This is a genomic window from Pacificoceanicola algae (assembly GCF_049341065.1).
GTDB lineage: Bacteria > Pseudomonadota > Alphaproteobacteria > Rhodobacterales > Rhodobacteraceae > Pacificoceanicola.
Window position 1 is genome coordinate 19,419 of sequence record NZ_JBMPIX010000006.1, and the last position, 26,507, is coordinate 45,925.

Genomic DNA, 26,507 nt, shown 5'->3' on the forward strand with positions numbered 1-26,507 from the left:
CATAAAAAACCGCCCGGCCACCTGGACCGGGCGGTTTTCTTGTTTGTGGGGCACAGGATCACCAGTCCAGCTTGACCCCGTGCTCAACCGCAACCGAGTCCGGTGCAGGCATCGACAGGCGTGTGACCACGGCGCCCTGACCATGCGCAAAGCGGCGTTCGCGCGTGAAATCAAGGCTGAGGCGGTTGATCTCACTCATCCGCTCATAGTCGATCTCGAACCCGTAGCTGAGGTTCTTGGTGGGCGCGGTGACCATGACGGCAAGGTTGATCCCGGCGCTGCACTCGGTCCCGTTGTCATAGGAAGAGAATTCGCAGGCCACACGCGGTGTAAAGGTCGTCTCGGTCAGCATCTGGCCCAGTTCGGCCGCGCCCTTCTGCGTCCCAAGACCGGCAAATTCGATCTCGGCGAACAGGCGGCCACCGCTGAAGTCCGGCAGATCAATCGATCCGGTGTCCGTCTGACCAAGCTGCTTGGCCGTGACATCGGCATCGCTGACCCAGGCATGGGCAAGGTCCAGGCCGACCCGCGGGCTCATCGTGAAGTTTTCGTATTCACGCGTGCCGCTCAGCGCCACCCCGCCGAAGATCGCAGCATAGCGATAGCTGCCGGTCGCGTCGATATTCGCCGGAGCCGCGTTGAAGGTCAGATCATAGCGGTGCATCCCGATCGCGCCCGACGCGTAGTAATCAAGGAACAGACCGGTCCCCAGATCGCGCGCGCCATAGACGCCGCCGTTCAGGCCGTAGCCATTGATCGTTCCATCCGCGAGGCCGTCGACATTGTTGCGGCTGAAGTAACCGCCCCAGAAGTACCCGCTCAGCGCCTTGTCCGAGGTGAACTTTTCGCTTTGGCGCGCAAATTGCAGGATCGCCTGCGTGCCCGTGCTGTCCGACCAATTGAGCGAGAATGTCCCGTCAAGGATTTCACGCCGCATGGTGTAACAGTTGTAGACATCCCACCCGAACTTGCCTTCGCTGGTGCCAACGCCGTCCTGAACGGTCAGGCGGCCATCCACGTCCGGCGCGGAAACCGTCCCGCAAGGCACATTGTCCTGCCCCGCTTGCAAGCGGCCCAAGGCGCCCTTGGCGATCCGGCTGAAGCCGCGCTGCTGCGTGCGCACGGTCTGTTCCAGATCGTTCTTGAGGATTTCGGTCAGCGGATCGCGGATCTGATCCACCAGATCATCCGTCACCTGCACCGGCGACAGCGCCAGGGCATAGCCGTCAAACGCAGCATCGGAGGAGCCGACAGACACCGTCGGTTGACAGCTGTGCAAGCCTTCGACCTTTTCGTCATTCCGCGCCCGGATCGTCAAAAGCTGCGGCGAAGCGTAGTTGGCGGACGTGAACGTGATCGTCGCGGGTGCAACGGAACACTGCGCATCGCCGGCAAAGCTCAGCACCACATCCGCCGTCGGCCGCCCCAGCAGAACAAAACTCATCGAGGCATCGTCGTTGCCGCTTTCCGAAGTGGACAGGTCCAGATCAGTCACCGAGATCACCGCCGAGTCGTCGTCGGTGATCGTCGCAGTTGCGCTCAGATCGCTGGCCGTTGTGCTGAGGATTGTGGCGGTATCGCCCGATGCTATGGCTGTCAGCGTCATGATCAAGGTCTCGGGCCCTTCGACCACGCCGTCCTCGAGCACCGGCACTGCAATCGTCACCGACAGATCACCAGCCGCAATCGTGGCCGTCCCGCTGGGCGCAGTGTAATCGCTGCCCGCCGTCGCGGTGCCGCCCATCGTGTAGGACACCACCGTCGGCAGGGACGAGCGGCGATCCTGCGTGATGACGAATTCGGCGTCCACAGGAGTTCCGCCATTGGCCTCGGCGCCGTTCACCGGAGCGGTCACGCGGACCGGGTTCTCGGCGCATTGCGTCATCGGGATGTTGTTCGCCAGAACATACGGGTCTCCGGCTTCGATCACGAACGTGCTGTAGAAGACCGGGTTGGCCGCAAGCGAGGCATCCGCCAGCATGCCAGTGCTGCCCACCTCGGTTGAGCCAAGAACCGCCGGGTTGGACGGCAGAAGGCTGGTGACATCCACGGCACCCGCAGAAAGGCGCGTGGTGCTGGGCAGGCCTTCATCGGTCGGATAGCTGTAGGAGACCGTGTAGGTGCCGGGACGAGTGGCGAACCACTGGAAGGAACCGCTGGAGCCGTCCTGCACGATATTGATGTCATTCGACAGACCAACCGAACTGTTGGTCCCAGCAGGGCCACTGACCGAGATGCCGCCGCCGCTTAGAATGCGACCATCATCCTCGCAGTAGAAATAGCCCTGCGGGTCATAGTCGCTGGCGTCCGGAATGCCGTCGCCGTCACGGTCCGCCGTGCTGCTTTCGTATTCGTCGGGAACCCCGTCTCCGTCAGCATCTGGCGAGCCAGCCGGGTCCGGCGTGCCGGTCAGGTCTGCGACCACGACCACAGGGTCCGAGGCCGCGTTGCCGTTGCCCTGCGGGTCTTGTGCAGAATCCGCCAGCACGGTGATGGTCACGTCCCCGTCATGATCCGGCGTTACCGTAAATGTATAGGTGTCGCCGCTGCCAAGCAGGTCCGACGCAGTGCCATTGTCGATGTCAAACCCAGCCAAAGCAAGGCCCGTCACCGGTTCGCCAAAGACCACCGTCATCTCGAATGGATCGCTTTGCGCATCAGTCGGTGCCGTCAGCGTGGCAGAAGGCACCGCGGTGTCCTTGAGGGCCGTGTCGGTGACCGCGACGCCCGCATTGCCCGCAGCGTCCGTCAGGGCAAGCGACAAGGTCAGAGTGCCATCGGACAGCGGCGTCAGGTCGAAGCCGGTCAATTGGCCCGCCGCGATCGGAACAATGCCCGATTGCGTCGCGGCGATAGCCGAGCCCGACGAACTGAGCGAGACATTATAGGTCGCGCCAACCTCGGCTCCGGCAAAGGAAAAGCTTACCGCGGTGACATTCGACAGGTTCACAGGATCCTGATCGATGACGGCCGAATAGCCGGTGGGCGCAACCGTATCCTTGGTCAATGCCGCCGTCGCCTGCGGTGCCGGGTTACCAGCCAGATCCGATACGTCTGCCGTCAGGGCCAATGGTCCATCCGCCAGACCGGACAGGTCCAGCGACAGGCTCCAGACACCGCCGCCAGCAATCGCCGTGCCACTTACCGTGGCGCTGAACTGGTCAGTCAAAATGACAGAGACGCTCTGGCCGTCAGGAATATCTGAAACGGTGCCATCCAGCGTAACCGAGGTGACCTCGGCAGCGTTAACGATGTCGTCCCCGGCGAAGGGTCCGTCAAAAGCCACCGCTGGGAACAGAACATCTTTGTCCACCTCATCAGTGGCGCTGATCCCGGCATTGCCCGCAGTATCCGTAAGCGTCACCGAAAGGGTGATCACACCATCGCCCAGTCCCGACAGATCAATTCCCGTCAACTGATCCGTGGCGGACAAGACAAGGCCGCTTCCGCTGACCGGAGTGCCACCGCCGGTTGAAGTAAAGGCGTAGGTGTAACCCGCACCAACTTCGGCACCTGTAAAGGCAAAGCTGATCGCCGTTTCGTTGGCCGCATTCACCGAAGCCTGATCCACCGCCACCGTATAGCCAACAGGCGCAACCGTGTCCTTGGTCAGAGCGGCCGTGGCCTGCGGTGCCGGGTTGCCGGCCACGTCCGAGGTATCCGCTGTCAAAGCCAGCGCACCATCGGCCAGCCCCGAAAGATCAAGGGTTGTGCTCCAGATACCACCGGCAACAAAGGCCGTGCCGGGCACAGTGCCCGCCGCCCCGTCGGTGACGGCTATTGTGACGGTCCGTCCATCCGGCAAATCAGCTGCGGTTCCGGAGATCACCACCGAAGACGCCTCGGAGGCATTGACCAGATCGTCACCCGCAAGCGGCGTGTCAAAAGCAAGCCCCGGCGCAGACACATCCTTGTTGATCGTATCGGTGATGATGCCAGCCGCGTTGCCCGCAGTGTCCGTGATGGTCACCGAAAGGGTCAGGACCCCTTCGCCAAGACCGGAAAGATCCAGCCCGGTCAGTTGATCCGCGGTCGTCGCGAAAGTGCCGGTGCCCGTGACAGGCGCGCCACCGCCACCGGAGGCGATGGAATAGCTGTAGCTTGCGCCCACCTCTACGTCCGTAAAGGCAAAGCTGATCGCAGTCTGGTTGGCTGCATTGACCGCCCCTTGATCAAAGGCCACCGTCGCGCCCGCCGGGGCAATCGTGTCCTTGAGGATGGTGGTCTGCTGCTGCGCCGAGGGGTTCCCTGCGGTATCCGTAGCATAGACAGTGACGGTTAGCGGGCCTTCCGAGAAGACGTTGAGATCCAGCAAGATGCTCCAGATCCCGCCCGTTACCTGCGCGCCATTTTGAACCGTAACGCTATTTCCCGAGATATCGATGGAAACCCATTCTCCGTCTTGCAGGCCGGTCGAGGTGCCAGAAATCGTGGTCGCGGACACTTCGGCAGCATTCACCACGTCATCCCCCGCAATCGGGCTGTCGATGGTCACTCCGGGCGCAACTGTATCTTTCTCCACCGTCGCAGTGACGGCAGGCGCGGGGTTGCCCCGTGGATCGGTGAGCACGACAGAGACCGTCAAGGTGCCATCGCCAAGACCGGAAAGATCGAGCCCCGAAATCTGCTCGGCGGCGACCGCAATCGTGCCCGAGCCGGTAACCGCTGCGCCGCCTCCGGACGAGGTGATCGAATACGCGTAAGTAGCCGCAAGCTCGGCATCCGCCATGGAAAACCCTACCGAAGTCTGGTTGGCAGCGTTCACAAAGGGCACGTCAAAGCTGACACTTTGACCGGTTGGTACAGTGATATCCCGGATCACGCTCGCGGTTTGGAGCGCCGAAACCGCGCCATTGGCGTCTGTCGCCTGTGCTTCGATTTGAACAACACCATCCTCGCCCGCCTGCAGATCCACCGCGAGTGTCCATGTCCCGCCTGAAACCGGGACGGCGTAGGTGGTAAAAGCCGCCGAAGGCTCAATGATCTTTACATCCACGAATTCGCCGTCTTCGACCTGCGTCGTGACGCCCGAAAGGTAAATTGGGCCCACATCCGTGGTGGTGATGATGTCATCCCCAGCGATCGGCGTCGAAATACCGACCCCAGGCAACTTGAGCGCTGCGCTCGCGGTGGAGGAGGATCCAAGCGACGAGGTAAGATTGCCGGTTGTGTTGACGAAACTGCCAGGCGTGGTCAGGGCCACATCGACATTGACCGCACAGGTGCCCGAGGCCGGGACAGTACCACCAGTGTACGACACGACACTGCTCTCAGAGACGGCGGTCAGGGTTCCGCCTGTGCAGGTGCTCGACGCATTGGGCGTCGCTGCTACAACCATGCCCGCAGGCAGATTGTCCGTGACATCAAGACTACTTGCCTCGATCAGGGCCGAGGAATTGTCGATGATCAGGGTCATCGTCGTCGTACCGTTGTAGGACACACTGGGCGCGGCAAAGCTTTTTGTGAGCGCGGGGATTGGCGCGGCCGTCACGTTCAGCGCGGCGGAAGCCGTGCCGGAATTGCCAAAGCTTGAGGTCAGGTCGCCACTTAGCTGCGTGACGTTACCCGCCGACAGTGCCCGAACATCAAGGGCAACGGTGCAGGAACTGGACGCAGCGGCGGTGCCGCCCGCGTAGCTAAAGCCGGTGCTGCCCGCGACTGCGGTCAGCGTCCCACCTGTACAGGTTGTCGAGGCATTCGCTGGTGTCGCCACTTCGAGTGCCGTATCCAAAGTCGCCGCGATGGCAACCGCGGTTGCCGCAAAACCAGCGCCGGTGTTGTCGATCGTATAGGTCAGGGTACTGACCCCGCCCTGTGCGATCATCGAGGGGCCAAAAGCCGCGCTGATGGCCGGAGCGGGCACCACATTGAACGACTGGCTGACCGGAGCGGCCAGTTGGATCCCAGCGTCCGTAAGCGGGCTGCTCAGCGTTGTATAAGCGCCGGATGCCGCGCCCGACGGGACTGACAGATCCATGCTGACCGTACAGGTTTGCGAGGGCGCCAGAGTCAGGCTTTGCACCGAAAGATCGCCGCCGCCTTCACCTGTTACAGCAGCGCCGCTGCAGGTTGACGCCAACGACCCGGGTGCGATCGTCATCCCGCTCACGACCGCGTCAAGATCATCGTTGAACTTAAGATCGGTCAAGGTTGTCGCGGTATCGGTGTTTTGAAACTGGTAGGTCGCCGACATTTGCGAACCAGCGCCGACAACGGTCGGGCTCAAAACCAAACTGACCTGCGGATAGCTGAAGGCGCGTACCGTGAAACTGGCCGTTGCAGCGGTGGCATTCACGGCCAGAACGGGCGGGCCGCTGATTTCGCCGGTCGGTGCCGTGGTGGCGCCGCTGTACTCTCCCGCAACGGCGGCCGCCGGAATGTCGAACGTCATCGAGACCGTACAGGACGCCAGCGCAGCGAGCGATCCGCCACTATATTGGAACTGCGCGCCCACTTCGGAGATTGTGCCACCACAGGTCCCGACCGAAGAACTTGCCAGTGTCGTACCACTTGGAAAATTGCTCAGGGGATCGTTAAAGGCAAGGTTGGCCAGAGCGGCGTTCAGAGGATTGGTTATGACGTAGTCTGCAGAGATTTGCCCGCCGGACTGTACTGCCGTGTCGGAATAGCTCTTGGCGAATTCGAAGGCATCGCTGAGCACTTCCACTGACGCCGTGATTGGCGACAAGTTGACGGTGGAGCCACCAACCGAGGCTTGCAGGACACCTGTGTTCACGCTGTAGACCATATCGGCGGTAGAGGCAGGCACGCTCACTTCCACGTCGAATGTACAACTGGTTCCGGCAGCGATGCTAAGCCCGGAGAACGACAGAAAGCCACTTGTCGCTTGGGTCACCACACTTGACGCTCCGCAGAATGCGCCCGTCGGGAGCGTGGTGGCGTTGGTCGCGTTGTTGATGACACGGTAATTATCGATGAAGGACAGGCTTGTGTAGTCAAACACCGTCGACGGGTTCGTCAACGTGTACCGCGCAATGAATGTATCACCCGGAATGACCGGAGAGCCGATGATCTGCTTGGTCGTGACCAAAGGCTCGGTCGGCAAGACCTTGAGAGGTGCAGAAGCCGCTGCAGCCACCGTGGCCTGCCCGCCCGCCGACGCGACCAATGCGCTTGTGGTATTTGTGAACTCGCCATTGGTGGCGGCGGGAATGTTCACCCCAAAGGTCACGTCACAGCTTTGGCCAGCGGCCAGAGAGGCAACCAGAATGTCCACGGCCGAGGCGCCGGAAACGGCATTGGTCGTAGGGCTGCAACTGCCGCCAAGAATTCCGTTGTAGGTGGCACCGGTCAAGAAGGCATCAAGGTCATCCAAAAAGATGATCTGTTGGGCCGTTGACGCGGATTCGGGCGCGTTCGTGATGGTCACGACCACATCCGCAACGCTGCCCGCGGCCACGGTGGATTCAGTAAAGACCTTGACCATGTTCAGCCGTGCGCCACCCAAAACAGTCAGGGTCGCCGTTGCGCCCTGCCCAACGGTGGAGGTTGATCCCAAAGTCGCTGAAATCGCCCCGGTGACAGAGGGGTAATCTCCTGGCGCGGTAGATGTCGATACGGTAAAGGCAACTTCAACGGTGCAACTGGAGTTCGCGGCAACTGTCCCGTTGCCCAGAAAAAAGCCTGAAGTTGGAGAATAGGCGTTGCTGCCGCCGCAGGTGTTGCTGAGGTACGAATCAACGACCAAGCCGGCCGGCGCGTCCAACGGATCGGTGAACGTGACGGCTGTGGCGCCCGTGGCTGTGTTCGGGTTGGAGATCTCATAGCTGACAACAACCACGTTACCCGGCAGAATTTCTGGCTGGCTGCCCGCAGTGGCGGCGTCGCCGTCATAGCTTTTCGTAAGGACCAGGGGCAGCGCGCCATCTGCGGCGACACGCAGGGTGGCCGAGGCCGTGTTGCTGGTAAAAGGTGTTCCATCCAACTGGCCGGACAGGGCGCTTGTCACGTTGACGTATGTATCGGTGGTGGCGACGCTGGCCGGAAGCTGAACGTCGAGCGTAAAGCTACAGCTTGCCGATGGTGCCAAGGTGCCGCCCGACAGGATGATGTTCGATGCTGTCCCTGTAATGCTGGACCCGGCACCACACGGGTTTGCCGGGACCGGATTGGCCAGTGTCGTGCCGGAGAGCATCGCGTCCAGATCATCGCTGAACGTGATTGCCGTGCCGGTCTCTGACCGGGTGTTGTTATTCAAGGTAAAGGTTAGGGGCACGATATCGCCCGCGGCAGCCTGCGAGACCCCAAACGTTTTTTGCAGGGCAATGGTGCCAGACGGCAAGTCATTGACCGTCAAGGGCGCTACAAATGTCCCGCTCACACCGCTCACAGTGCCAGACAGCCCGTAGGATCCCGATGATACCGCCTTGACATCAAATGAGACTTCACACGTTTTTGTGCCTGCAGCGGTGTCGTAAAAATACGAAATCGCGGAAACGGATGAACCACCTGAAGCAGCTGTGATCGTCCCAGTTAAAGGCAACGTAACTCCATTGCACGTGGTCAGCGCATTTGCCGGAGACGCCAGTTCCAGTCCGGCAGGCAAAGTCTCATTCAGAGTGAATTGAAGAAAGCCGGTGGACGTCGTGATGAAATCATAGGTCACGCGCGTGGCGCTGCCGGGATCAAGGGATGACAGCGACAGGGATTTGGAGACGGATGGATTGCCGGACGGCGCGTTGACATTCAGAATCGCCGTCGCGCCAGAGCCGGCGCCATTGTCCGAGAACCAAGTGGTATTTGACAAAGTGTAAGACGCAGCTGTGCTGGAGGTCGCCGGGACAGTGATCGTACAGCTGGCGGCAGGTGCCAGGTTGAGCCCGGACATGGACAGTGTCGTCCCGCCGCTGGGCGCGCTGAAATTCGCAAAGCCGCAGCTGTTGTCCGTTGGTCCGTAGCCGATGGTCATGCCCGCCGGCATGGTGGCGTCAAACCCAACCCCTGAAACCGGCGAACCGTTGTCCGAGTTTTGGAAAGTGACGGTCAGATTTGACTGAGTGCCCGCAACGATCGTGCTTGGCGAGAAGGCCATGGTGACATCGACCCCAGAACCGTTGGGGGCTTGGGCAAGGCTGAGACCGGGGAAAACAACAAGAACGCAGACAACAAGGAGGCGGCTCAAGAGGCTGATCATTTTGGCTGTCCCGAAGAAATGTTTTTTTCGCGCGCGCATCGCGCCCCATCGGCGTTTACCCGCGCATCGTTGAAAACATCCTAAGGTCTGCGTCATGCCCCCCGAAAGAAGGCACTTACCCAGACGTCACTTTTGCCGCGACTGTGGTATAAATGCGCAGTCAGATTGTGATCTGGGTCACAGGGGCGGGTGCGCCCTCAGTTGCGCGCAACGGTATAGAGCTGCCCCGGCAGGATTGGACCGGTCAGAACCGTCTCGGTTCCGTCAGGCCAGCGAATGCGCGCGCCTGCGGCGCTTTTCGCTTCGCCCAGCCCGAAATGTGCGTCCGGCGCGTCAAAGCTCATAAAGCCTCCGCCCAGTTGCAATTCGCGGGTCTGTTGGCTGCCGTCCTGGCCGATCAGGGTGATCTTGGCACCGATGCCGTCGCGGTTCCCTGCCCCATCTTTCAGGCGGAACGCCAGACCGGGCATTTGAGTGTTGTTCCTGAACACGGCCAGCGGGCCATTGACGGGATGGGTGACCATGTCCAGATCGCCGTCACCGTCCATGTCAAAGCGCGTCGCGGCGGCGGTCATCTGGTAGTCTTCCAGCCCAAACTCGGCCGAGGCTTCTTCGAATGTGTCCGCGCCGGTGTTGTGAAAAAACAGGTTTGACGGCGACACCTCGTTCGGGACCCATGTGCCGTTGACGATATAGACATCCTGCCAGCCATCCTGATCAAAGTCGGCAATCTTGGTGTCCCAGCTCCAGCCGCCGACATCGAGGCCCCGCTTTGCCGCCGTGTCTTCAAATGCTTTTCCGTCCCATTCAAGCATCACATTCGAGCGCAGGATTTGCTGATGGGTCAGGGCGACCTCTTCGGCCTGAAGTTCACGCGCCGGTTTGAAATGCAATGTGCAATAGGCTTTGGGAATGGGCTGATCCTCCGGGATCAGATCGCACAGGGTCGCATCGCGGCGCTGGATCGCAAGATCCTTGATCAACATCGCCTTGCATTCCGCCTGATACCGGCCCTCAAGATCCTGGCAGCGGCTGGCATAGGTCGGATCAAAGCTGTTTCCCGACTTGTACCAGGCCTTGATCGCCATGTTGCGTTCACAGACCCCTTTGGCGTCGGAATCCTGAATGGCGTCGCAATAGCGCCCCAAGGGCTGCATCTTGAGCTTGCGCGACACGCCCGAAGACCGCCCCGCGATCTGGGCAAGATAGATCGCAGGCCGCCCCTGATTGAACAGATCAGCGGTTTTCACGGCCATTGTGGTCGTCGTGGTGTGGGGAATTATCCCTTCGGATTGCGGGATCATGACAAGATCGCCCTGCCCGTTGCCACGGTAGAAATAGTCCGGAATGTCAAAGTCATTGCCGACGATCAGATCCTGCGCGCCGTCATCGTCGAAATCGGTCAGAAGGATAGAAAGCGTTTCGCCGGGGATACCCGGAAGTTCCGTAACCTTGGCGCTGTCCAGCTGGCCGGTCTTGTTCAGCAATACGGCGTTACGGGATTCCTCGCCGGGGATACGGCGATACCAGCCAGCGGCCCAATTGCCCAAGGCCACGTCCAGATGCCCGTCGTTGTCGATATCGGCAAAGCTGATCGCCATGGAGAGCGGGGATTCGGGGTTATTGGTGACGGGGCGCGGCGGCTCTGCGCCAAAGCTGCCCTCGACGTTGCGCCACCAATAGTTGCCTTCCAGATAGGTCGCAAGAAACAGGTCCTTCCAGCCGTCATTGTCCAGATCAGCCAGTACCGCGTTAAAGATCGGCTTGTCCGCCAGATCGCCCAAGGGCGCCTCGATCCGCGTGAAATGACCGGTGCCGTCGTTGGCATAAAGATACAGACCCACCTCGGTCGAGGCGACCGCAAGGTCGATATCGCCATCGCCATCGATATCCCCGGACGCCAGGCTGCGCCCTTCCCAGAACGGCGGCCACATGTCGCGCATGGTAAATTCGACGGGCTTGTCGATGCCGATGGTGCTGGCCTCCATCCGGGTAAAGATCGTCTCGGCCGCGGGGCTGGGCGGGGTGAAGGGCGTACTGTCCAGCGTAATCCGCCCCGCGTCTTCGCTGGTCACGCTAGGCAAAGGGGTGGCGCCAGCCGCATAGGCAGCCCCCCAGACGGGTGCTTCGTCCACCTGTCCGGTCAACATCTTCAAAGCCTGCTCGGTGCGCCATTCGTGATAGGCATGGGCGCCATAGCCCGCGCCAAAGCCAAGCGTCGCAATCGTGGCCGCCATCATGACGGCAGCGCGCAACCCCATGGCCTGATAGATGATGAAGAAAGAGTAGATCGAAAAACTGCCCAACGTGAACAGCAGCGCCATCACGTAGCCATGTGACAACCCTGCCGCGATCAGCGCTCCGGTCAGAACCACGTCAAAGGCAATCGGGACGGGCAGGAAAAGCCCCGCAAGGGTCACGCCCAGCAAAATCAGAACGCCAAAGCCCAGCCCGGTGATCAGATCCTGCGGCAAGAGCGTGGCCACCACGGCGCCCAGAAAGCCCGCCAAAAGCATCAAGGGCACGGTGAGGCGAATGATGTACCAAAGGTTGCGCAGGTAGGCGATGATCACGCCGATTACCGCGGCAAAGATCGACTCGCTCTCGGCACCCAAATCCTTGGCCGCCCAGGGCACCTGCCTGATCTCGCTCGCGTCAATCTGGGTGGTAGGCAATCGCCGGCAGATCAGCGGCACCGCCACAAGGATGACGAACAGGCTGAGTGCGATCTTCGTGACCGCCATGTAAAACGGCACCAGAGAGAAAAGCATCGACAAGACAACGATGTTCAGAGTTGGAGACGCGACCATGGCGGACAGCGTTGTTTCCGCTCGCATGCCCGAGGAATACATCCCCTTGCCGATCGGCGCGACACAATTAGCGCAGACCCCCAGTGGCGCGCCGATGAACATCCCAAAAAAGGAATTGGCGAAACCACCCCGGAAACTGCGCTGCTGAAGATAGCCGATTGCGGTCATGAAGGCCGCCGCGAAGAAAATGCCGAAAGTCATCCCCTTCTTGTTGGTGTTGATCCAATTCAGCGTGGAATAATAGATCCGCTCCAGCGTGCCCATGGCTTCGGTCAGCTGGTACTTGGCCTCAAAGCCCAATGGATCCTCAAGCTGGATCGCGCCGGACATCATCGCCTTTTCGTTCAGCGCTGGATAGCGCGAGCCCGTCCAGAACAGATAGGCCAGAACTGCCACGATCAGAAGCGCCAGGAAAAAGCGTTTCTGGTACGGCGGTGAAATGATCGAGTCCATTGCGATTCCCCGGCAAGTAATTGGATGTTCACACAAAATCACGAGGACCCATCAAAAAAGCGATGTCCTGTTGTCAGCCATGCCGGGGCCAAGTTGCGCCCCAGCGCACGGTCTATTCTTCTTTGATCTCTTCGGGTGTGATGATGACACCCCGCGAAACCACGAAAAAACCGGTGCTGTAGTAGGGCTTTTTCGATGTGGTCGCGGTCTCACCCCGGCCATTGTCGATCGGATTGACGATTTCGACGTCTTCGTCGGTCGCCGCGCGCAGCTCATACCGATAGACCCCGTCCATCGCGTCGGCGCGGCTGAGTTCGAACACCGGGGTGCCCGACTCGGCATAAATTTGAGAGATTTTTCCGTTGGGCGCAGCGACCACCATGGTCGCATGGGTCAAGCCGATCCAGTTCTCAAACCAGACCGCGTTTGAATTGTGCTGTTGAATGGGGTCCACGGCGTTGGCCGAGACAGCCGTAGCGACGCTCAGCCCCAGTGCCGCGATCAATGAAAGAACGCGCATAATCTACCTCCAGAAATAATGCCTGCGGGCCGCGTCCAAATTGCGACGGCCTTCTTGAAAGCGCATTTTACTCTCTTCACAGCAAAACACAAAATCTTTGTCCCGGCGTCAAGCTATTCTGAAGGGTCCGGGGACGCGGCTCTGTTGGGTGCGCGGCGCACGTTTTGATGGCGCGTCAGCCTGCCTGCCGCCAAACCTGCCAATTTTGGCCGATATCCGCTTTCCGTTGCCGCTAACATCTATATTCTGGAAAAAACAGCGAGGGTTTCTCATGCAGGAATGGTGGCGCGACGCGATCGTCTATCAAATCTATCCCCGGTCGTTTCAGGACGATGACGGCGACGGTGTCGGGGACCTGAAAGGTATCACCCGCCGCCTGCCACATTTGGCCGATCTTGGGGCAGACTGTATCTGGCTGTCCCCGATCTTCATGTCGCCGCAAAAGGACATGGGCTATGACGTTTCGGACTATACGGCGATTGATCCGCTGTTCGGCACGCTTGAGGATTTCGACGCGCTGATTGAAAAGGCGCACGCGCTTGGCCTCAAGGTGATCGTGGATCAGGTGCTGTCCCATACCTCGGATCTGCACCCTTGGTTCAAGGAAAGCCGCACCAGCCGCGACAACCCCAAATCCAATTGGTACGTCTGGGCCGATCCGCTGCCCGATGGATCGCCCCCCACGAACTGGCACAGCCATTTCGGCGGCCCGGCGTGGGAATTTGATCCGCAGCGCGGCCAGTACTATCTGCACAACTTCCTGGACTCGCAACCAGACTTGAACTTTCACAATCCCGAAGTCGTTGAGGCAATCCTCGAGACCTGCAAATTCTGGCTGGATCGCGGGTTGGACGGTTTTCGGCTCGACACCGTCAATTACTACTTCCATGACCAGAAACTGCGCTCGAACCCGCCAGCGCAACAGGCTCCGCAGGTCATGGCAACCGACCTCTATGGGATGCAGCAGAACATCTATAACAAGACCCGCCCCGAAAACCTTGGGTTCTTGGAAAAACTGCGCGCCCTGACCGATCAGTACGGCGAGATCATGATGGTCGGCGAAGTCGGTGAAATGGGCCACCGGTCGATCGAGATCATGGGTGAATACACCAAAGGATCGTCGCGCCTGCATATGGCCTACAGCTTTGCCATGCTTGGACCTGATTTCTCTGCAGAACATTTCCGCAATTGCATTGAAGGCTTCCAACAGGGCGCGCCGGATGGCCACCCCTACTGGTCGTTCAGCAACCACGATGTGCCGCGTGAAGTGACCCGTTGGCTGGAACATGCGGTCAGCGAAGATGCGATGGCCCGCTTTGCCTGTGCCATGCTGATGTCTTTCGAAGGGACCATAGGCATCTACCAGGGGGAAGAACTGGGCCAGACCGAAACCGAACTGGTCTATGAAGAGCTGACGGATCCCCCTGCCCTGCGGTTTTGGCCTGCGGTCAAAGGGCGCGATGGCTGCCGCACGCCGATGGTCTGGGAAAAGGACGCGCCGAATGCCGGGTTCTCAACCGGCAAGCCGTGGCTGCCAGTCAAACCGCCTCAGGCTGCCAAGGCGGTCGATGCCCAGACGCCGGACGGCATTCTGGCGTTTTTCAAAGAGGTCATCGCCTTTCGCAAGGCCAGCCCCGCGCTGACGCAGGGCAAGACAGAGTTCCTCAACCTGCCCGAACCGATCCTCGCCTTTCATCGAAAGGCGGACGAACAAGTGCTGACCTGCGTGTTCAACCTGTCGCCCAAACCGCTGGCTTTGAAGGTCAAAGGCAAGGGCAGCCTTACGGGCCCCTGCAACGCGCATCTGACCAAAACCGGCCTGACCCTGCCCGGCAATGGTTTTGCCTATATCGAAAACGCAGGCGATCTAAAGCTGACCCGCGCCTGACAAAGTTAAGGCCGCGCCCTTCGCAGTGGCGCGGCCTTTCTTGTTCATCTGTCCAGCAAGCTTTTCACGTCCCAGACGTCGGCCATATAACCTTGGATCGTGCGATCCGAGGAAAAATAGCCTGACCCGGCGATGTTGCGTAGCACCAGCTTGTCCCAGCGATCGTGATCGGCAAAGGCCGCATCGACCTTGGTTTGGCAGGCCAGAAAGGCGACAAAATCCGAAGCCACAAGGAACGGGTCATGGTTCCAGGTGTGCTCGACCAGCCCGTGATAGCGCGTCGGCTCTTCGGGGTTGAAGCGGCCTTCGACCAACATCTGCAACACGTCCTGCAATTCCTGGCTTTGCATGATCGCCTTGCGCGCATGATCCGGCGTGCGATAGCGCGCCTGCACCTCATCCGCCGTCATCCCGAACAGAAAGAAGTTCTCGGGGCCCACATGTTCGCGGATCTCGACATTGGCGCCATCCAGCGTGCCGATGGTCAGCGCGCCGTTCATGGTAAACTTCATATTGCCAGTGCCCGAGGCCTCTTTGCCCGCCGTGGAAATCTGTTCCGACAGATCGGCGGCCGGGATCAGGCGTTGTGCCATCGAAACGTTGTAGTTCGCCGGATAGACGATCTTGAGCAGGTGGCTGGTCAGAGGATCGTTGTTCACCACCTTGGCGACGTCATTGATCAGACGAATGATCTCTTTTGCCGTGAAATAGCCCGGCGCGGCCTTGCCGCCAAAGATCTTGACCCGCGGCGTCCAGTTGGCGCCCGGGTTCTTGCGGATGGCATTCCAGCGGGCGATCGTCTCGTAGATATTCAACAACTGGCGCTTGTATTCGTGGATGCGCTTGACCTGCACATCGAACATGGCGTCCGGATCCAACGCGATGCCCATCTTGTCCTGCACCCAGTTTGAAAAGGCGACCTTGTTGGCGCGCTTTGCAGCGCGCAGATTGGCCAACAACTCGGGGCTTTCGTGGCTGTTCAGCTCTTGCAGGCGGTCAAGATTGTCCTCCCAGCCTGCGCCGATGGTCTCCGTGATGACACGCGACAAAGCCGGGTTCGACAGGCGGATCCAGCGGCGCGGCGTGACGCCGTTGGTCTGGTTCAGGATGCGGCCCGGATAGGCCTTGTCCAGCTCGGCAAAGACCGTCTTCTTCATCAGATCGCTGTGCAGCGCCGAGACGCCGTTCACATGCGCCGCCATGACGAAGGCCAGAGTGCCCATATGAACCTGATCGTGGTGCACAATACGCAGATCAGGCGCGCATTTTGTTGCGGCCTGATGTTCGGCGTCGATCTGTTCGATGATTTGCATATGTCGCGGCAGAACGCGCCCCACGAGCCATGTGGACCACCGCTCCAAGGCCTCGGGCAAAAGCGTATGGTTGGTGTAGTTCAGACAGCGCGAGGCGATATCCTTGGCCTGCGCCCAGTCCAGCCCGTGTTCGTCCACCAGCAGGCGGATCAGTTCCGGCCCGGCCAGCGCCGGGTGGGTGTCGTTCATCTGGATCGCGGCCTTGCCCGGCAGCAGCGACAGATCCTCGTATTCCGACAGGAAGCGGCGCAGGATATCTTGCAAGGCCGCCGAAGTCAGGAAGAATTCCTGCTTGAGCCGCAGTTCCTTGCCGCTGTCGGTGGTGTCCTCGGGGTAGAGCACGCGCGACAGGGTTCGGGCCAATGCCTCAGGGGCGGCGGCGGCGGTGTGATCGCCCGAGTTGAACCGCTCCAGATCGAACAGTTCGGTCGGATGCGCCCCCCACAGGCGCAAGGTGTTCGACCACTTGCCTTTCCAGCCGACAACGGGCGTGTCATAGGCACGGGCCAGGACCGTTTCCGCCGGGTGCCAGACAGCTTTGCCGCCCTGCGTTTCCACATAGCCTTTGAAGGGGATGGTATAGCTGGCCTCGGGGCGCTCAAACTCCCACGGGTGGGGTTGGTTGAGCCAATCTTCGGGCGCCTCAACCTGCCGCCCGCCTTCAAAGCGCTGACGGAACAGGCCGTGTTCATAGCGAATGCCATAGCCAAAACCGGGGCAACCCAGCGTTGACATGCTTTCGAGGAAGCATGCGGCCAGCCGCCCCAGCCCACCATTGCCCAAGGCTGCGTCCGGTTCATTTTCAACAACATCCAGCAGCGAAACACCGTCGGCGTTCAGGACCTCTTCGATCTGCTCATGCAGGCCAAGATTGATCACGGCATCCTCGAGAATGCGGCCAATCAGGAACTCCATCGACAGGTAGTAAACGCGCTTGCCGCCTTGTTCGTAGGTCTTGCGCGTCGCCTCAAACCAGCTGTCCACGATCAGATCGCGCACCGTATAGCTGACCGCCATGCGCCAGTCATACGTGCTGGCGTGGGCCTTGTCCTTGCCCATGGTATAGGTCAGATGCTGCGCGATGCGGACCCGCAAAACATCAGCGGACATTGGGTTCATTGCGTTCATGGGAGTGTCCTGTACGTCTTATGTCATCCATACGCGCCCATAGGGCGGCAGCGAATAGGTGTCGTTGTCGATCATCACCGCAGCGTCGGACAGGGCATCATGAAAATGCACCACGCCCTGATCGCGCAGCCAGTCAAGCGGCAGGTGTTGCCATGTTTCCGAGAAATTGAAAAGGCAGACAAGGTTGCCCGTCGGCGCCATGCGGGCGAAGGCAAAGACCGACGGCTGCGCACTGTCCAGAATGCGCGTGGGATGGCCGCTGTGGATTTGTGGCGTCGCCTTGCGGCGGGCATAAATATGGCGGGTGCCTTGCAGCACCTGCGCCGCGGGGCCGGTGCCGGTTTCGGCGGCGGCCTGCCGGTCCCAATCCATCATGGGGCGGTGCACCCAGCGGCTGTCATGGGCGTGCTCTGGCACCTTGAGATAGCCATAGTCGTTGGTCAGGGCGATCTCATCGCCCATATAAATCAACGGCACCCCTCCGAAAGAAGCGATCAGCGCATTGCCCAGAAGGATACGTTGCACCGCCAAGGCGATCCCGGCGTGATCGCCTTCGGATTGCGCGCGTTCCAATCCCGCAAGCGAGGCAAAGGAACCTGAAATGCGTTTGTCTCCGGTCTCTTCGTTGACCTGAAACAGCGCGCCACGCGCGAAAGTACCGGGAAAGACCCCCTCGTAAAAGTCCGACAGAAAGGCGCGGTGCGCAAAGCCCGACAGATGCATGGCGCCCGCGTCCTCATCGGTGATCGCCCAACCGATATCGTCATGGCAGCGAATATAGGTGGCATAGGTCGCATTGGTCAGGAGCTCGGGGAAATGCGTGCGCATGACGTGGGTCATCATCGCGGTGTCGCGTGTCGCAAGCGCGCTCCAGAACTGCACCATGAGGTTGTTGTGGTAGGCAAGGTTGCCCTCGCGCCCGTCATGTTCGCCCCTGCCAAAGTAGGTCAGCATCTCGGATGGGCCGACAATCGCTTCTTCCAGATGCAGGACGGATGCGGCCACCACCCGGGTCACGGCCCGCAGCGCGCGCAGGATCACGTGGACCTCGGGCTCCGACTGGCAGCGCGTGCCCATGCGTTTCCACATGAAGGCCACCGCATCAAGGCGCAGCACATCCACACCCTTGTTGGCGAGGAACATCATGATCTTGGCGATCTCAAGGAACACACGCGGGTTGGCCCAGTTCAGATCCCACTGATGTTCATTGAAGGTGGTCCAGACCCATTTGTCCAAACCCTCGTAATAGGTGAAACTGCCCGGCGCATTGTCCGGGAAAATCTCGATCAGGGTTTCCTCGTAGGCCTTGGGAAGGCGGTCGTCGTCGAACATCAGGTACATATCCTGATAGGCCAGATCGCCCTTGACCGCCTTTTTTGCCCAGTCGTGTTCTTTCGCGGTGTGGTTCAACACCATATCGACGCAAAGCGATATGCCCCGCGCCCTCAGCGCAGCCGCGAGATCCTGAAGGTCTTTCATCGAGCCATAGGCCGGATTGACCTTTCGATAATCCATCACCGAATAGCCCCCGTCGCTGTCGCCGGGACGCGGTTTCAGGCAGGGCATCAAGTGCACATAGGTGACGCCAAGGCTTTCCAGATAATCCAGCTTGTCGTGAATACCTTTGATGTCGCCAGCAAAGCGGTCGATGTAGAAGACATAGCCGACCATATCAGGGCGCTGGAACCAATCTGGTTCCAGATCGCGGCGCAGATCAAGGGTTTTCAGATCAGCCGGGCGCTGCGTCCAAGCCTTGCGCATCTCGGCCAGAAGATCGCTTTGCATCTGCACAAAATCCGGATGCGCGCCGTAAAGCTGATGCAGCATTGGCCACAGATCGCCAGCACTTCGCGACAGACGCAGGTCAAAGATGTCATGCTCGCGCGTCGGTTTTGACATGCGCAACTTCCTTTTTGGTTCTTGTCACCCGCGCAAGGGTGGATTGAAAAACTATCCCTTCGCGTCTTCCAGAACGAAAACCACAATCGAACTGTCGGCGATCGTCGTACCGGTAAACCGGCCAACTGCCGCCTCTTCTGCGGTGTCGAAACGACGAACCCACGTCTTGGTGCCGGGCGTTTCGGGCAAAGTGATCTTGACCGAGTCGCCAGAGTTGAGCACCACAAGCAAGGCCCCTTCGCGCTGAACATATTCCGGTGTGCCCGAGGCCATGCGCAACTCGGCCACGATCAGCTTCAGATCGGGATCGTCCCAGTCGTCCTGCGTCATCGCCACACCGTCGTCGCGGCGCCAGAACAGGTCAGTCTCGCCGTCCACCAACCGCGAGCGTGAATGCAAGAACCGCCGTTGATGCAGAATGGGATGCGCCTTGCGAAAGGCGATCGCCTTTTGACAGAATTCGGCAAACCCCTTGTCTGCCCCCGCCCAGTCGACCCAGCCCAATGCGTTGTCCTGACAATAGGCGTTGTTGTTACCCTTCTGGCTGTTTCCCAATTCATCACCCGCCAGCAACATCGGCGTGCCTTGGGAAAACATCATCGTCGCAACCAGATTGCGCCGCCGCCGGGTGCGTGCCTTGTTGATCGCGGGATCGCTGGTGGCCCCCTCAACCCCGAAATTGTCCGAAAAATCATGCGAGTGGCCATCACGGTTGCCCTCGCCATTCGCCTCGTTGTGCTTTCTCGAATAACTGACTGTATCCATCAGCGTAAAGCCGTCATGAGCGGTGATGAAGTTCACCGAAGAGGTCGCCGCGCGCCCGTCATGGTCAAAGAACTGCGCCGACCCGGACAGCCGCGCCGCCATGCCCGACACCATACCCGTGTCGCCACGCCAGAACCGCCGCGTGTCATCGCGGTACTTGTCGTTCCATTCCGCAAAAGGCGCAGGATAGGCGCCCAACTGATAGCCGCCATGCCCGACATCCCAAGGTTCGGCAATCAGTTTGACACGGTTCAGGATCGGATCCTGTCGAACGGCGCGCAGGAACGGGCCATCGCGGTCAAACTCTCCGTTGGTGCGCCCAAGGGTCGAACAGAGGTCAAAACGGAAGCCATCCACATGCATGACCTCAACCCAATAGCGCAGCGAATCCATGACAAGGCGCAGCGTAAACGGATTGTCAAAATCCAGCGTATTGCCGCAGCCGGTATCGTTGATGTAATACCGCGGATTTTCCGCCAGACGGTAGTAGCTGGCATTGTCCAGCCCGCGAAAGGCCAGCGTCGGCCCGGTCTCGCCGCCCTCTGCGGTGTGATTGTAGACCACGTCGAGAATGACCTCGATCCCGGCAGTGTGAAAGCGCGCGACCATCTGCTGGAACTCGGCAATCTCGCAGCCCTGCATATAGCGCGGATCGGGCGCGAAAAAGCCGTAGGTCATATAGCCCCAGTAATTTTTCAGCCCCTTATCCACCAGAAACTGGTCATCGACAAAGGCCTGTACCGGCAGCAGTTCAATCGCTGTGACACCCAGTTTGTTGAGATGCTCAAGGATCGGGTCCGAGGCCATGGCCAGATAGGTGCCGGGGTGCTCGATATCCTTGCGTCCGGCGGTCAGGCCTTTGACATGCGCCTCGTAGATCACGGTCTCGGTCATCGGATAGTGCGGCGCAGGTTTGCTGCCCCAGGTAAAGGCCGGGTCCACCACGACCGAGCGCGGCATGAAGGGGGCGCTGTCGCGTTTGTCAAAACTGAGATCCAACAGCGGATCACCCACGGTATAGCTGAACAGCGCGTCGTTCCAGATGGGATGGCCGGTCAGGCGCTTGGCATAGGGATCGATCAGAAGTTTGAATGGATTGAAGCGATGCCCTTCTTCCGGCTTGTATGGCCCGTGCATGCGATAGCCATATTGCTGGCCGGGGCGCATGCCGGGAATATAGCCGTGCCAGACGTGGCCGGTGCGTTCTGGCAGCCGCACGACCTGCGTTTCGACCCCTTTTTCGTTGAACAGGCAAAGGGCGACCTGCGTGGCGTGCTGTGAAAACACAGCGAAATTGACGCCATCCCCATCAAAAGTCGCGCCCAGCGGAAAGGGATGCCCGGCCTGGATCAGAAAATTGCCCGCCATGGTCAGCCTGCCAGCAGATCAGAATAAAGTGTGTGATAGCTTTGGGCCGACGTTTCCCAGCCGACGGGTTGCTTCATGGCGTTGCGTTGCAGGCTGGCCCATGTCTTGGGCGCGTCATAAAGATCGCAAAGCCGCGAAAAGGCATTGGCAAGCGCCTCAGCCGTGATCGGATAGAACTGCACGCCGGTCGCCACCCCGCGCGCCAGTGCCGCCGGAGAGGCATTGATCACGGTGTCCGCCAAGCCCCCGGTCAGCGAAACAAGTGGCACGGTGCCATAGCGCAGTCCGTATAGTTGCGTCAGCCCGCATGGCTCGAAGCGCGACGGGACAAGGATCGCGTCACCGCCCGCAATGATCCGGTGCGACAAGCTTTCGTCATAGCCAAGCTTTACGCCGACACCTGCGTTCGCCGCTGCCAGCTCCTGAACTTCCGCCTCAAGCGCGGGATCACCCGAGCCAAGCAGCGCCAGTTGTCCCCCGCGGTCCAGCAGCGCGGGCAAAGCCTTGATCAGCAGGTCGATGCCCTTTTGCTCGGTCAATCGCGAAACCAGCACGCACAGGGGGCCGTCCGACGGCTCCAACCCGAATTCGGCGCGCAGCGCTTCGGTGTTCGCGACCTTGCCTTTCGGCGTCTTGTAGGGCGTGATGTTGGGATCGGTTTCCGGGTTCCACACATCCGTGTCGATGCCGTTGACGATCCCGGTCAAAACCGCCTGACGGTCACGCAGAACGCCGTCCATGCCGATGCCGAATTCGGGGGTCAAAAGCTCTTGGGCGTAGGTTTGTGATACGGTGGTGATCCGCGCGGCGCCCATCAACCCCGCCTTGAGCGCGGAAATCTGCCCCCAGAATTCAAAATGGTCCGGCGTAAAGCGCCAGGAATCCAGACGCAGCGCAGCCATCCGCCCAGCGTCTGTGTTGCCGTGAAAAGCGATGTTGTGAATGGTAAAGACAAATGGCACCGCCGCGCCCAGCGCGTGCAGGTATTCGGGCACAAAGCCCGCCTGCCAGTCGTGACCATGGACCACTTCGGGTGTCCAGCCACCCGCGCCCTGCGCCGCGATATGGGCCGCGACATAAGACAGCGCGGCAAAGCGTTCCGGGTTGTCGGCCCAGTCATGGCCATTGCCATCCAGATAAGGGCCGCCTGCCCGCTCAAACAAATGCGGCGCGTCGATCACCAGCAGGTCCAGCCCCGCCGCCATCGCCGCAAGCACACGCGCAGGGCCGCCAAAAAGATCGTCGAATTGCGCGACCTCTTTGGTGTCCTGCAGTTTTCCCATCACGCCCGGATAGCCCGGGACAAGTGTTTTCATCTCGTCCCCAAGCGCGGCGAGCGCGGCAGGCAAGGCGCCCACCACATCCGCGAGGCCCCCGGTCTTGACCAGGGGCGCACATTCGGAAGCGACGGAAAGGATACGGGTCATAGGCTATTGGCTCTCCGGTCCAGCATGGATTGCGTGATCAGCGTGGTGCCGCGCTCGGTGACGCGGAACCACTTTGCGTCTTCGACCGGATCCTCGCCGACAACAAGGCCTTCGGGGATGATCACACCGCTGTCAATGACCACCTGCCGCAATCGCGCGGACCGGTTGACCACAACCCGCGGCAAGACCACTGCATGGTCCAGAACTGCATAAGAATTGGTATGCACGTTCGTAAAAAGCACCGAATTGCGAACTTCGGTCCCCGAAATGATGCAGCCGCCAGACACCATGGACGAGATCGCCATGCCGCGTCTGTCGCGTTCGTCGTGGATGAATTTCGCCGGCGGCGTGCTTTCGGAATAGGTCCAAATCGGCCAGCTTTTGTCCCAAAGGTCCAGTTCCGGCGTAAAGTCGGTCAGGTCGATGTTGCTTTCCCAAAAGGCGTCGACCGTGCCGACGTCTTTCCAATAGGCCGGCGCGCCCTCGGCCCGCACACAGCTTTCGTCAAAACGGTGTGCCACCGCTTTGCCCTTGGCGACGATCTCGGGGATCAAATCATTGCCGAAGTCATGGCTCGAATTGGTGTCCTCGGCGTCTTTGGTCAGCAGGTCCCGCAGGAAATCCCACTTGAAGACGTAGATCCCCATAGAGGCCAGTGCCTTTGTCGGATCTTCGGGCGTCGCAGGCGGATCGGCGGGCTTTTCAAGGAACGAGGTGATGCGCCCGGTGTCGTCAGTGGCCATGACGCCAAAGGCCGTCGCTTCCATGCGCGGCACGGTCAGGCAGCCGATGGTCACATCCGCGCTGGTTTCCACATGCTGGCGCAGCATCAGTTCGTAATCCATCTTGTAGATGTGATCACCCGCCAGAATGATAACGTAATCAACGCCGTAGCTGTCCACGATGTCGATGTTCTGCGTCACCGCGTCGGCGGTGCCCATATACCAGTTCTCATTCCCCGAACGCTGCGATGCAGGCAGGATATCAAGAAATTCGTTCCGCTCGGCCCGAAAAAAGTTCCAGCCGCGTTGCATGTGCCGGATCAGGCTATGCGCCTTATATTGCGTCGCAACCGCCATGCGCCGAATGCCCGAGTTCATCGCGTTCGACAAAGCAAAATCGATGATCCGGGTCTTGCCACCGAAATAGACCGCGGGTTTCACCCGCCGATCCGTCAGCTCTTTCAGGCGGCTACCGCGCCCCCCGGCCAGAACAAAGACCATCGACCTCTGAGTAAGTCTTTTGGTTTCCATAAGCTCCCCTCCTCCCTTGAATTATGTATCTTTACGTAGCCGCAGAACCACTGTGGCCAAGGGCGCCAAAGTCATCTGAACCGACGCCTCTTGCCCATCGCAAGCGATCTTTTCGGCGGTCAGCCCACCAAGGTTGCCCCGGTTGCCGCCGCCATAAAGTTCTGAATCCGTGTTGAGCACTTCTTCCCAGTGCCCCATCTCGGGCACGCCAATGCGGAATCCTTCGCGCAGGACCGGGGTAAAGTTGCACATCACCACCACCGGCGCGTCGCCCTTTTCACCGTAGCGGATGAACCCCAGCGTCGATTGGTCAGCGTCGCCGTTCAGCCAGGCAAAGCCGTCGGGCAGGCAATCCTTGACGTGCAGCGCGGGTGTGTCGCGGTAAAGATAGTTCAGATCGCGCACCAGGTTTTGCACGCCCGCATGGGCAGGCTGCCCGGCGGCGTGCCAGTTCAGCTCACCTGCGTGGTTCCATTCCTCGGGCTGGGCGAACTCGCAGCCCATGAACAGCAGCTTTTTGCCCGGATGGGTCCACATGAACCCGTAATAGGCGCGCAGGTTGGCGAACTTCTCGGCCTCGTTCCCGGGCATCTTTGCCAGCATCGAGCCTTTGCCATGCACCACTTCGTCATGGCTGATCGGCAGGATGAAATTCTCGGAAAAGGCGTAGTGGATGCCAAAGGTCATGTCGCCTTGGTGATACTTGCGATGGATGGGATCGCGCTCGATATAGCTGAGCGTGTCGTTCATCCACCCCATGTTCCACTTATAGCCAAAGCCCAGCCCCCCAGTATGCGCAGGCTGCGAGACGCCGGGAAAGGACGTGCTTTCCTCTGCCACGGTCATCGCGTCAGGATGCGCGCCATAGACGGCGATGTTCATTTCCTTGAGGAAGTCGATGGCCTCATAATTCTCGCGGCCGCCGTCCTTGTTGGGAATCCACTGCCCCTCGGCCCGCGAATAATCGCGGTACAGCATCGAGGCAACAGCATCGACGCGCAGCCCGTCCAGATGATATTCCTCCATCCAGTACAACGCATTGGACACAAGATAGTTTTTCACCTCGGTCCGGCCATAATTGTAGATCAGGGTGTTCCAGTCCTGATGGAACCCCTCGCGCGGGTCCGCATGTTCGTAAAGCGCCGTGCCATCGAATTGCGCAAGGCCGTGGTCGTCGGTCGGGAAATGCCCCGGCACCCAATCGAGCAACACGCCGATATCGGCTTCGTGCGCGGCCTCGACGAAATCGCGGAATTCATGCGGGGGGCCGAAGCGAATGGTCGGGGCAAACAGGCCCACGGGTTGATAGCCCCAGGATCCGTCAAAGGGAAACTCAGACACCGGCAACAGTTCGATATGGGTAAAGCCCATATGTTTGACGTAACTGACCAGATCCTTGGCAAGTTCCTTGTAAGACAGCGGCCTGCCCTCTTCGTCCCAGCGGCGGCGCCAAGATCCCAGATGTACCTCGTAGATGGAAATCGCCGCCTTGCGGTCAGCACGGTCGGCCCGCGCCTTCATCCAATTGGTGTCCTTCCAGCCAAAGCCAGAAATATCCCGCACAATCGACGCCTTTTCGGGCGGATGTTGCGAGCCAAAGCCAACCGGATCAGCCTTGAGTCGCAGCCCGCCGTCCGCACCAAGAATCTCGTATTTGTAAAGCGCACCTTCGCCGACACCGGGCAGGAAAACCTCCCACGATCCGGTCGCACCGACGCGGCGCATCGGATGGCGGCGACCATCCCACATATTGAAATCGCCCACGACCGAAACCCGCTGCGCGTTCGGTGCCCAGACTGCGAAATGGGTGCCCTGCACGCCTTCATGTTCGCGCACATGGGCGCCGAGGGCGCGCCACAACTCGCGGTGCGTGCCTTCGCCCATCAGATATTGATCGAAATCCGACAGGACGGGTCCAAAGCCATAGGGGTCGGGCGTCGAATAGTCAGCGCCGTCGGCATAACGCATCGTCAGCGTGTAGGCCTTGCCCGGCACCGGACCGGCAAAAACGTCCCCCGAAAGGCGCGGCAAGGCGGTTTCCTTGCCATCGACGCAGGCAACAACCTCGACCGCGCCGGGCTGAAAGGTGGCGATCCAGCGGCGGGTGCCGCTTTTGTGCGGCCCCAGCACATCAAAGGGCGCCGCGTGGCGCCCTGCATTCAGCGCCTCGACATCGCTTTGGGTCAGGAAGTCCGGGAATTCGCCAGAGGATTTCGCAGCGCCGCCGGATTTGCCGGGTGTCTCGGGTCGACTTTTCGCCATTTCACATCTCTCCTCTGACGCCAGGCTTTGTTGTTTCGGCCTAAGCCTTGACTGTTAGCGCTATCAATTACTCTCCAGATAGCAGTAATCTCAAGCCAAGTCACAGCTTTCCTTGCGGCGTGTGACACCAAAGGGACAAAGCCGATAAGCGCATGGGAACACAGAGGACTGCAAAATGCCACATATAAGAGCCACGAACACAGGTCCCTGGCGCGCTGGGACGCCGCAAAACAAAAGCCCCAACGCAACGCGCAGGGGCTTGATCAT

Annotated in this window: 10 protein-coding genes; 1 reads left to right on the forward strand and 9 read right to left on the reverse strand. The window is 60.1% G+C overall.

All coding sequences use genetic code 11. The annotated features are described in order from the left end of the window. Positions 1-58: 58 nt before the first annotated feature. The 3 genes from ACOYQJ_RS10635 to ACOYQJ_RS10645 all read right to left on the reverse strand — a co-directional run bounded on the left by ACOYQJ_RS10635 (position 59) and on the right by ACOYQJ_RS10645 (position 12,937). Complete coding sequence (locus tag ACOYQJ_RS10635) at positions 59-9,154, reverse strand: DUF7933 domain-containing protein (protein WP_422906004.1); 9,096 nt, start codon at positions 9,152-9,154, stop codon at positions 59-61. Positions 9,155-9,351: 197 nt separating this feature from the next. Further along, positions 9,352-12,417, reverse strand: coding sequence for an FG-GAP-like repeat-containing protein (locus ACOYQJ_RS10640; RefSeq protein WP_422906005.1), 3,066 nt, complete (start codon positions 12,415-12,417; stop codon positions 9,352-9,354). 112 nt (positions 12,418-12,529) lie between these two features. Next, complete coding sequence (locus ACOYQJ_RS10645; protein WP_422906006.1) at positions 12,530-12,937, reverse strand: hypothetical protein; 408 nt, start codon at positions 12,935-12,937, stop codon at positions 12,530-12,532. A 271-nt stretch (positions 12,938-13,208) separates the two neighbouring features. On the opposite strand from ACOYQJ_RS10645, the gene ACOYQJ_RS10650 reads away from it, so the two are divergent. Next, complete coding sequence (locus ACOYQJ_RS10650; protein WP_422906007.1) at positions 13,209-14,825, forward strand: alpha-glucosidase; 1,617 nt, start codon at positions 13,209-13,211, stop codon at positions 14,823-14,825. A 44-nt stretch (positions 14,826-14,869) separates the two neighbouring features. Here the strand turns inward: ACOYQJ_RS10650 and ACOYQJ_RS10655 are convergent, their stop codons facing one another. The 6 genes from ACOYQJ_RS10655 to glgB are packed head-to-tail and all read right to left on the reverse strand — an operon-like array spanning position 14,870 to position 26,240. Beyond that, a complete protein-coding gene (locus tag ACOYQJ_RS10655; protein WP_422906008.1) occupies positions 14,870-17,266 on the reverse strand; it encodes a glycogen/starch/alpha-glucan phosphorylase in 2,397 nt (798 codons plus the stop codon). Between the two features lie 18 nt (positions 17,267-17,284). Then, a complete protein-coding gene (locus ACOYQJ_RS10660) occupies positions 17,285-19,165 on the reverse strand; it encodes an alpha-amylase family glycosyl hydrolase (protein WP_422906009.1) in 1,881 nt (626 codons plus the stop codon). Positions 19,166-19,216: 51 nt separating this feature from the next. Further along, complete coding sequence (gene glgX, locus ACOYQJ_RS10665) at positions 19,217-21,298, reverse strand: glycogen debranching protein GlgX (RefSeq protein WP_422906010.1); 2,082 nt, start codon at positions 21,296-21,298, stop codon at positions 19,217-19,219. Between the two features lie 2 nt (positions 21,299-21,300). Next, a complete protein-coding gene (gene glgA / locus ACOYQJ_RS10670) occupies positions 21,301-22,725 on the reverse strand; it encodes a glycogen synthase GlgA (protein WP_422906011.1) in 1,425 nt (474 codons plus the stop codon). Then, positions 22,722-23,978 (reverse strand): glucose-1-phosphate adenylyltransferase, encoded by a 1,257-nt coding sequence (gene glgC / locus ACOYQJ_RS10675; protein ID WP_422906012.1) that lies wholly within the window; start codon positions 23,976-23,978, stop codon positions 22,722-22,724. Before glgC ends, glgA begins: the two co-directional genes overlap by 4 nt. Before the next feature lie 21 nt (positions 23,979-23,999). Then, positions 24,000-26,240, reverse strand: coding sequence for a 1,4-alpha-glucan branching protein GlgB (gene glgB, locus ACOYQJ_RS10680; RefSeq protein WP_422906013.1), 2,241 nt, complete (start codon positions 26,238-26,240; stop codon positions 24,000-24,002). Between the last annotated feature and the right edge of the window lie 267 nt (positions 26,241-26,507).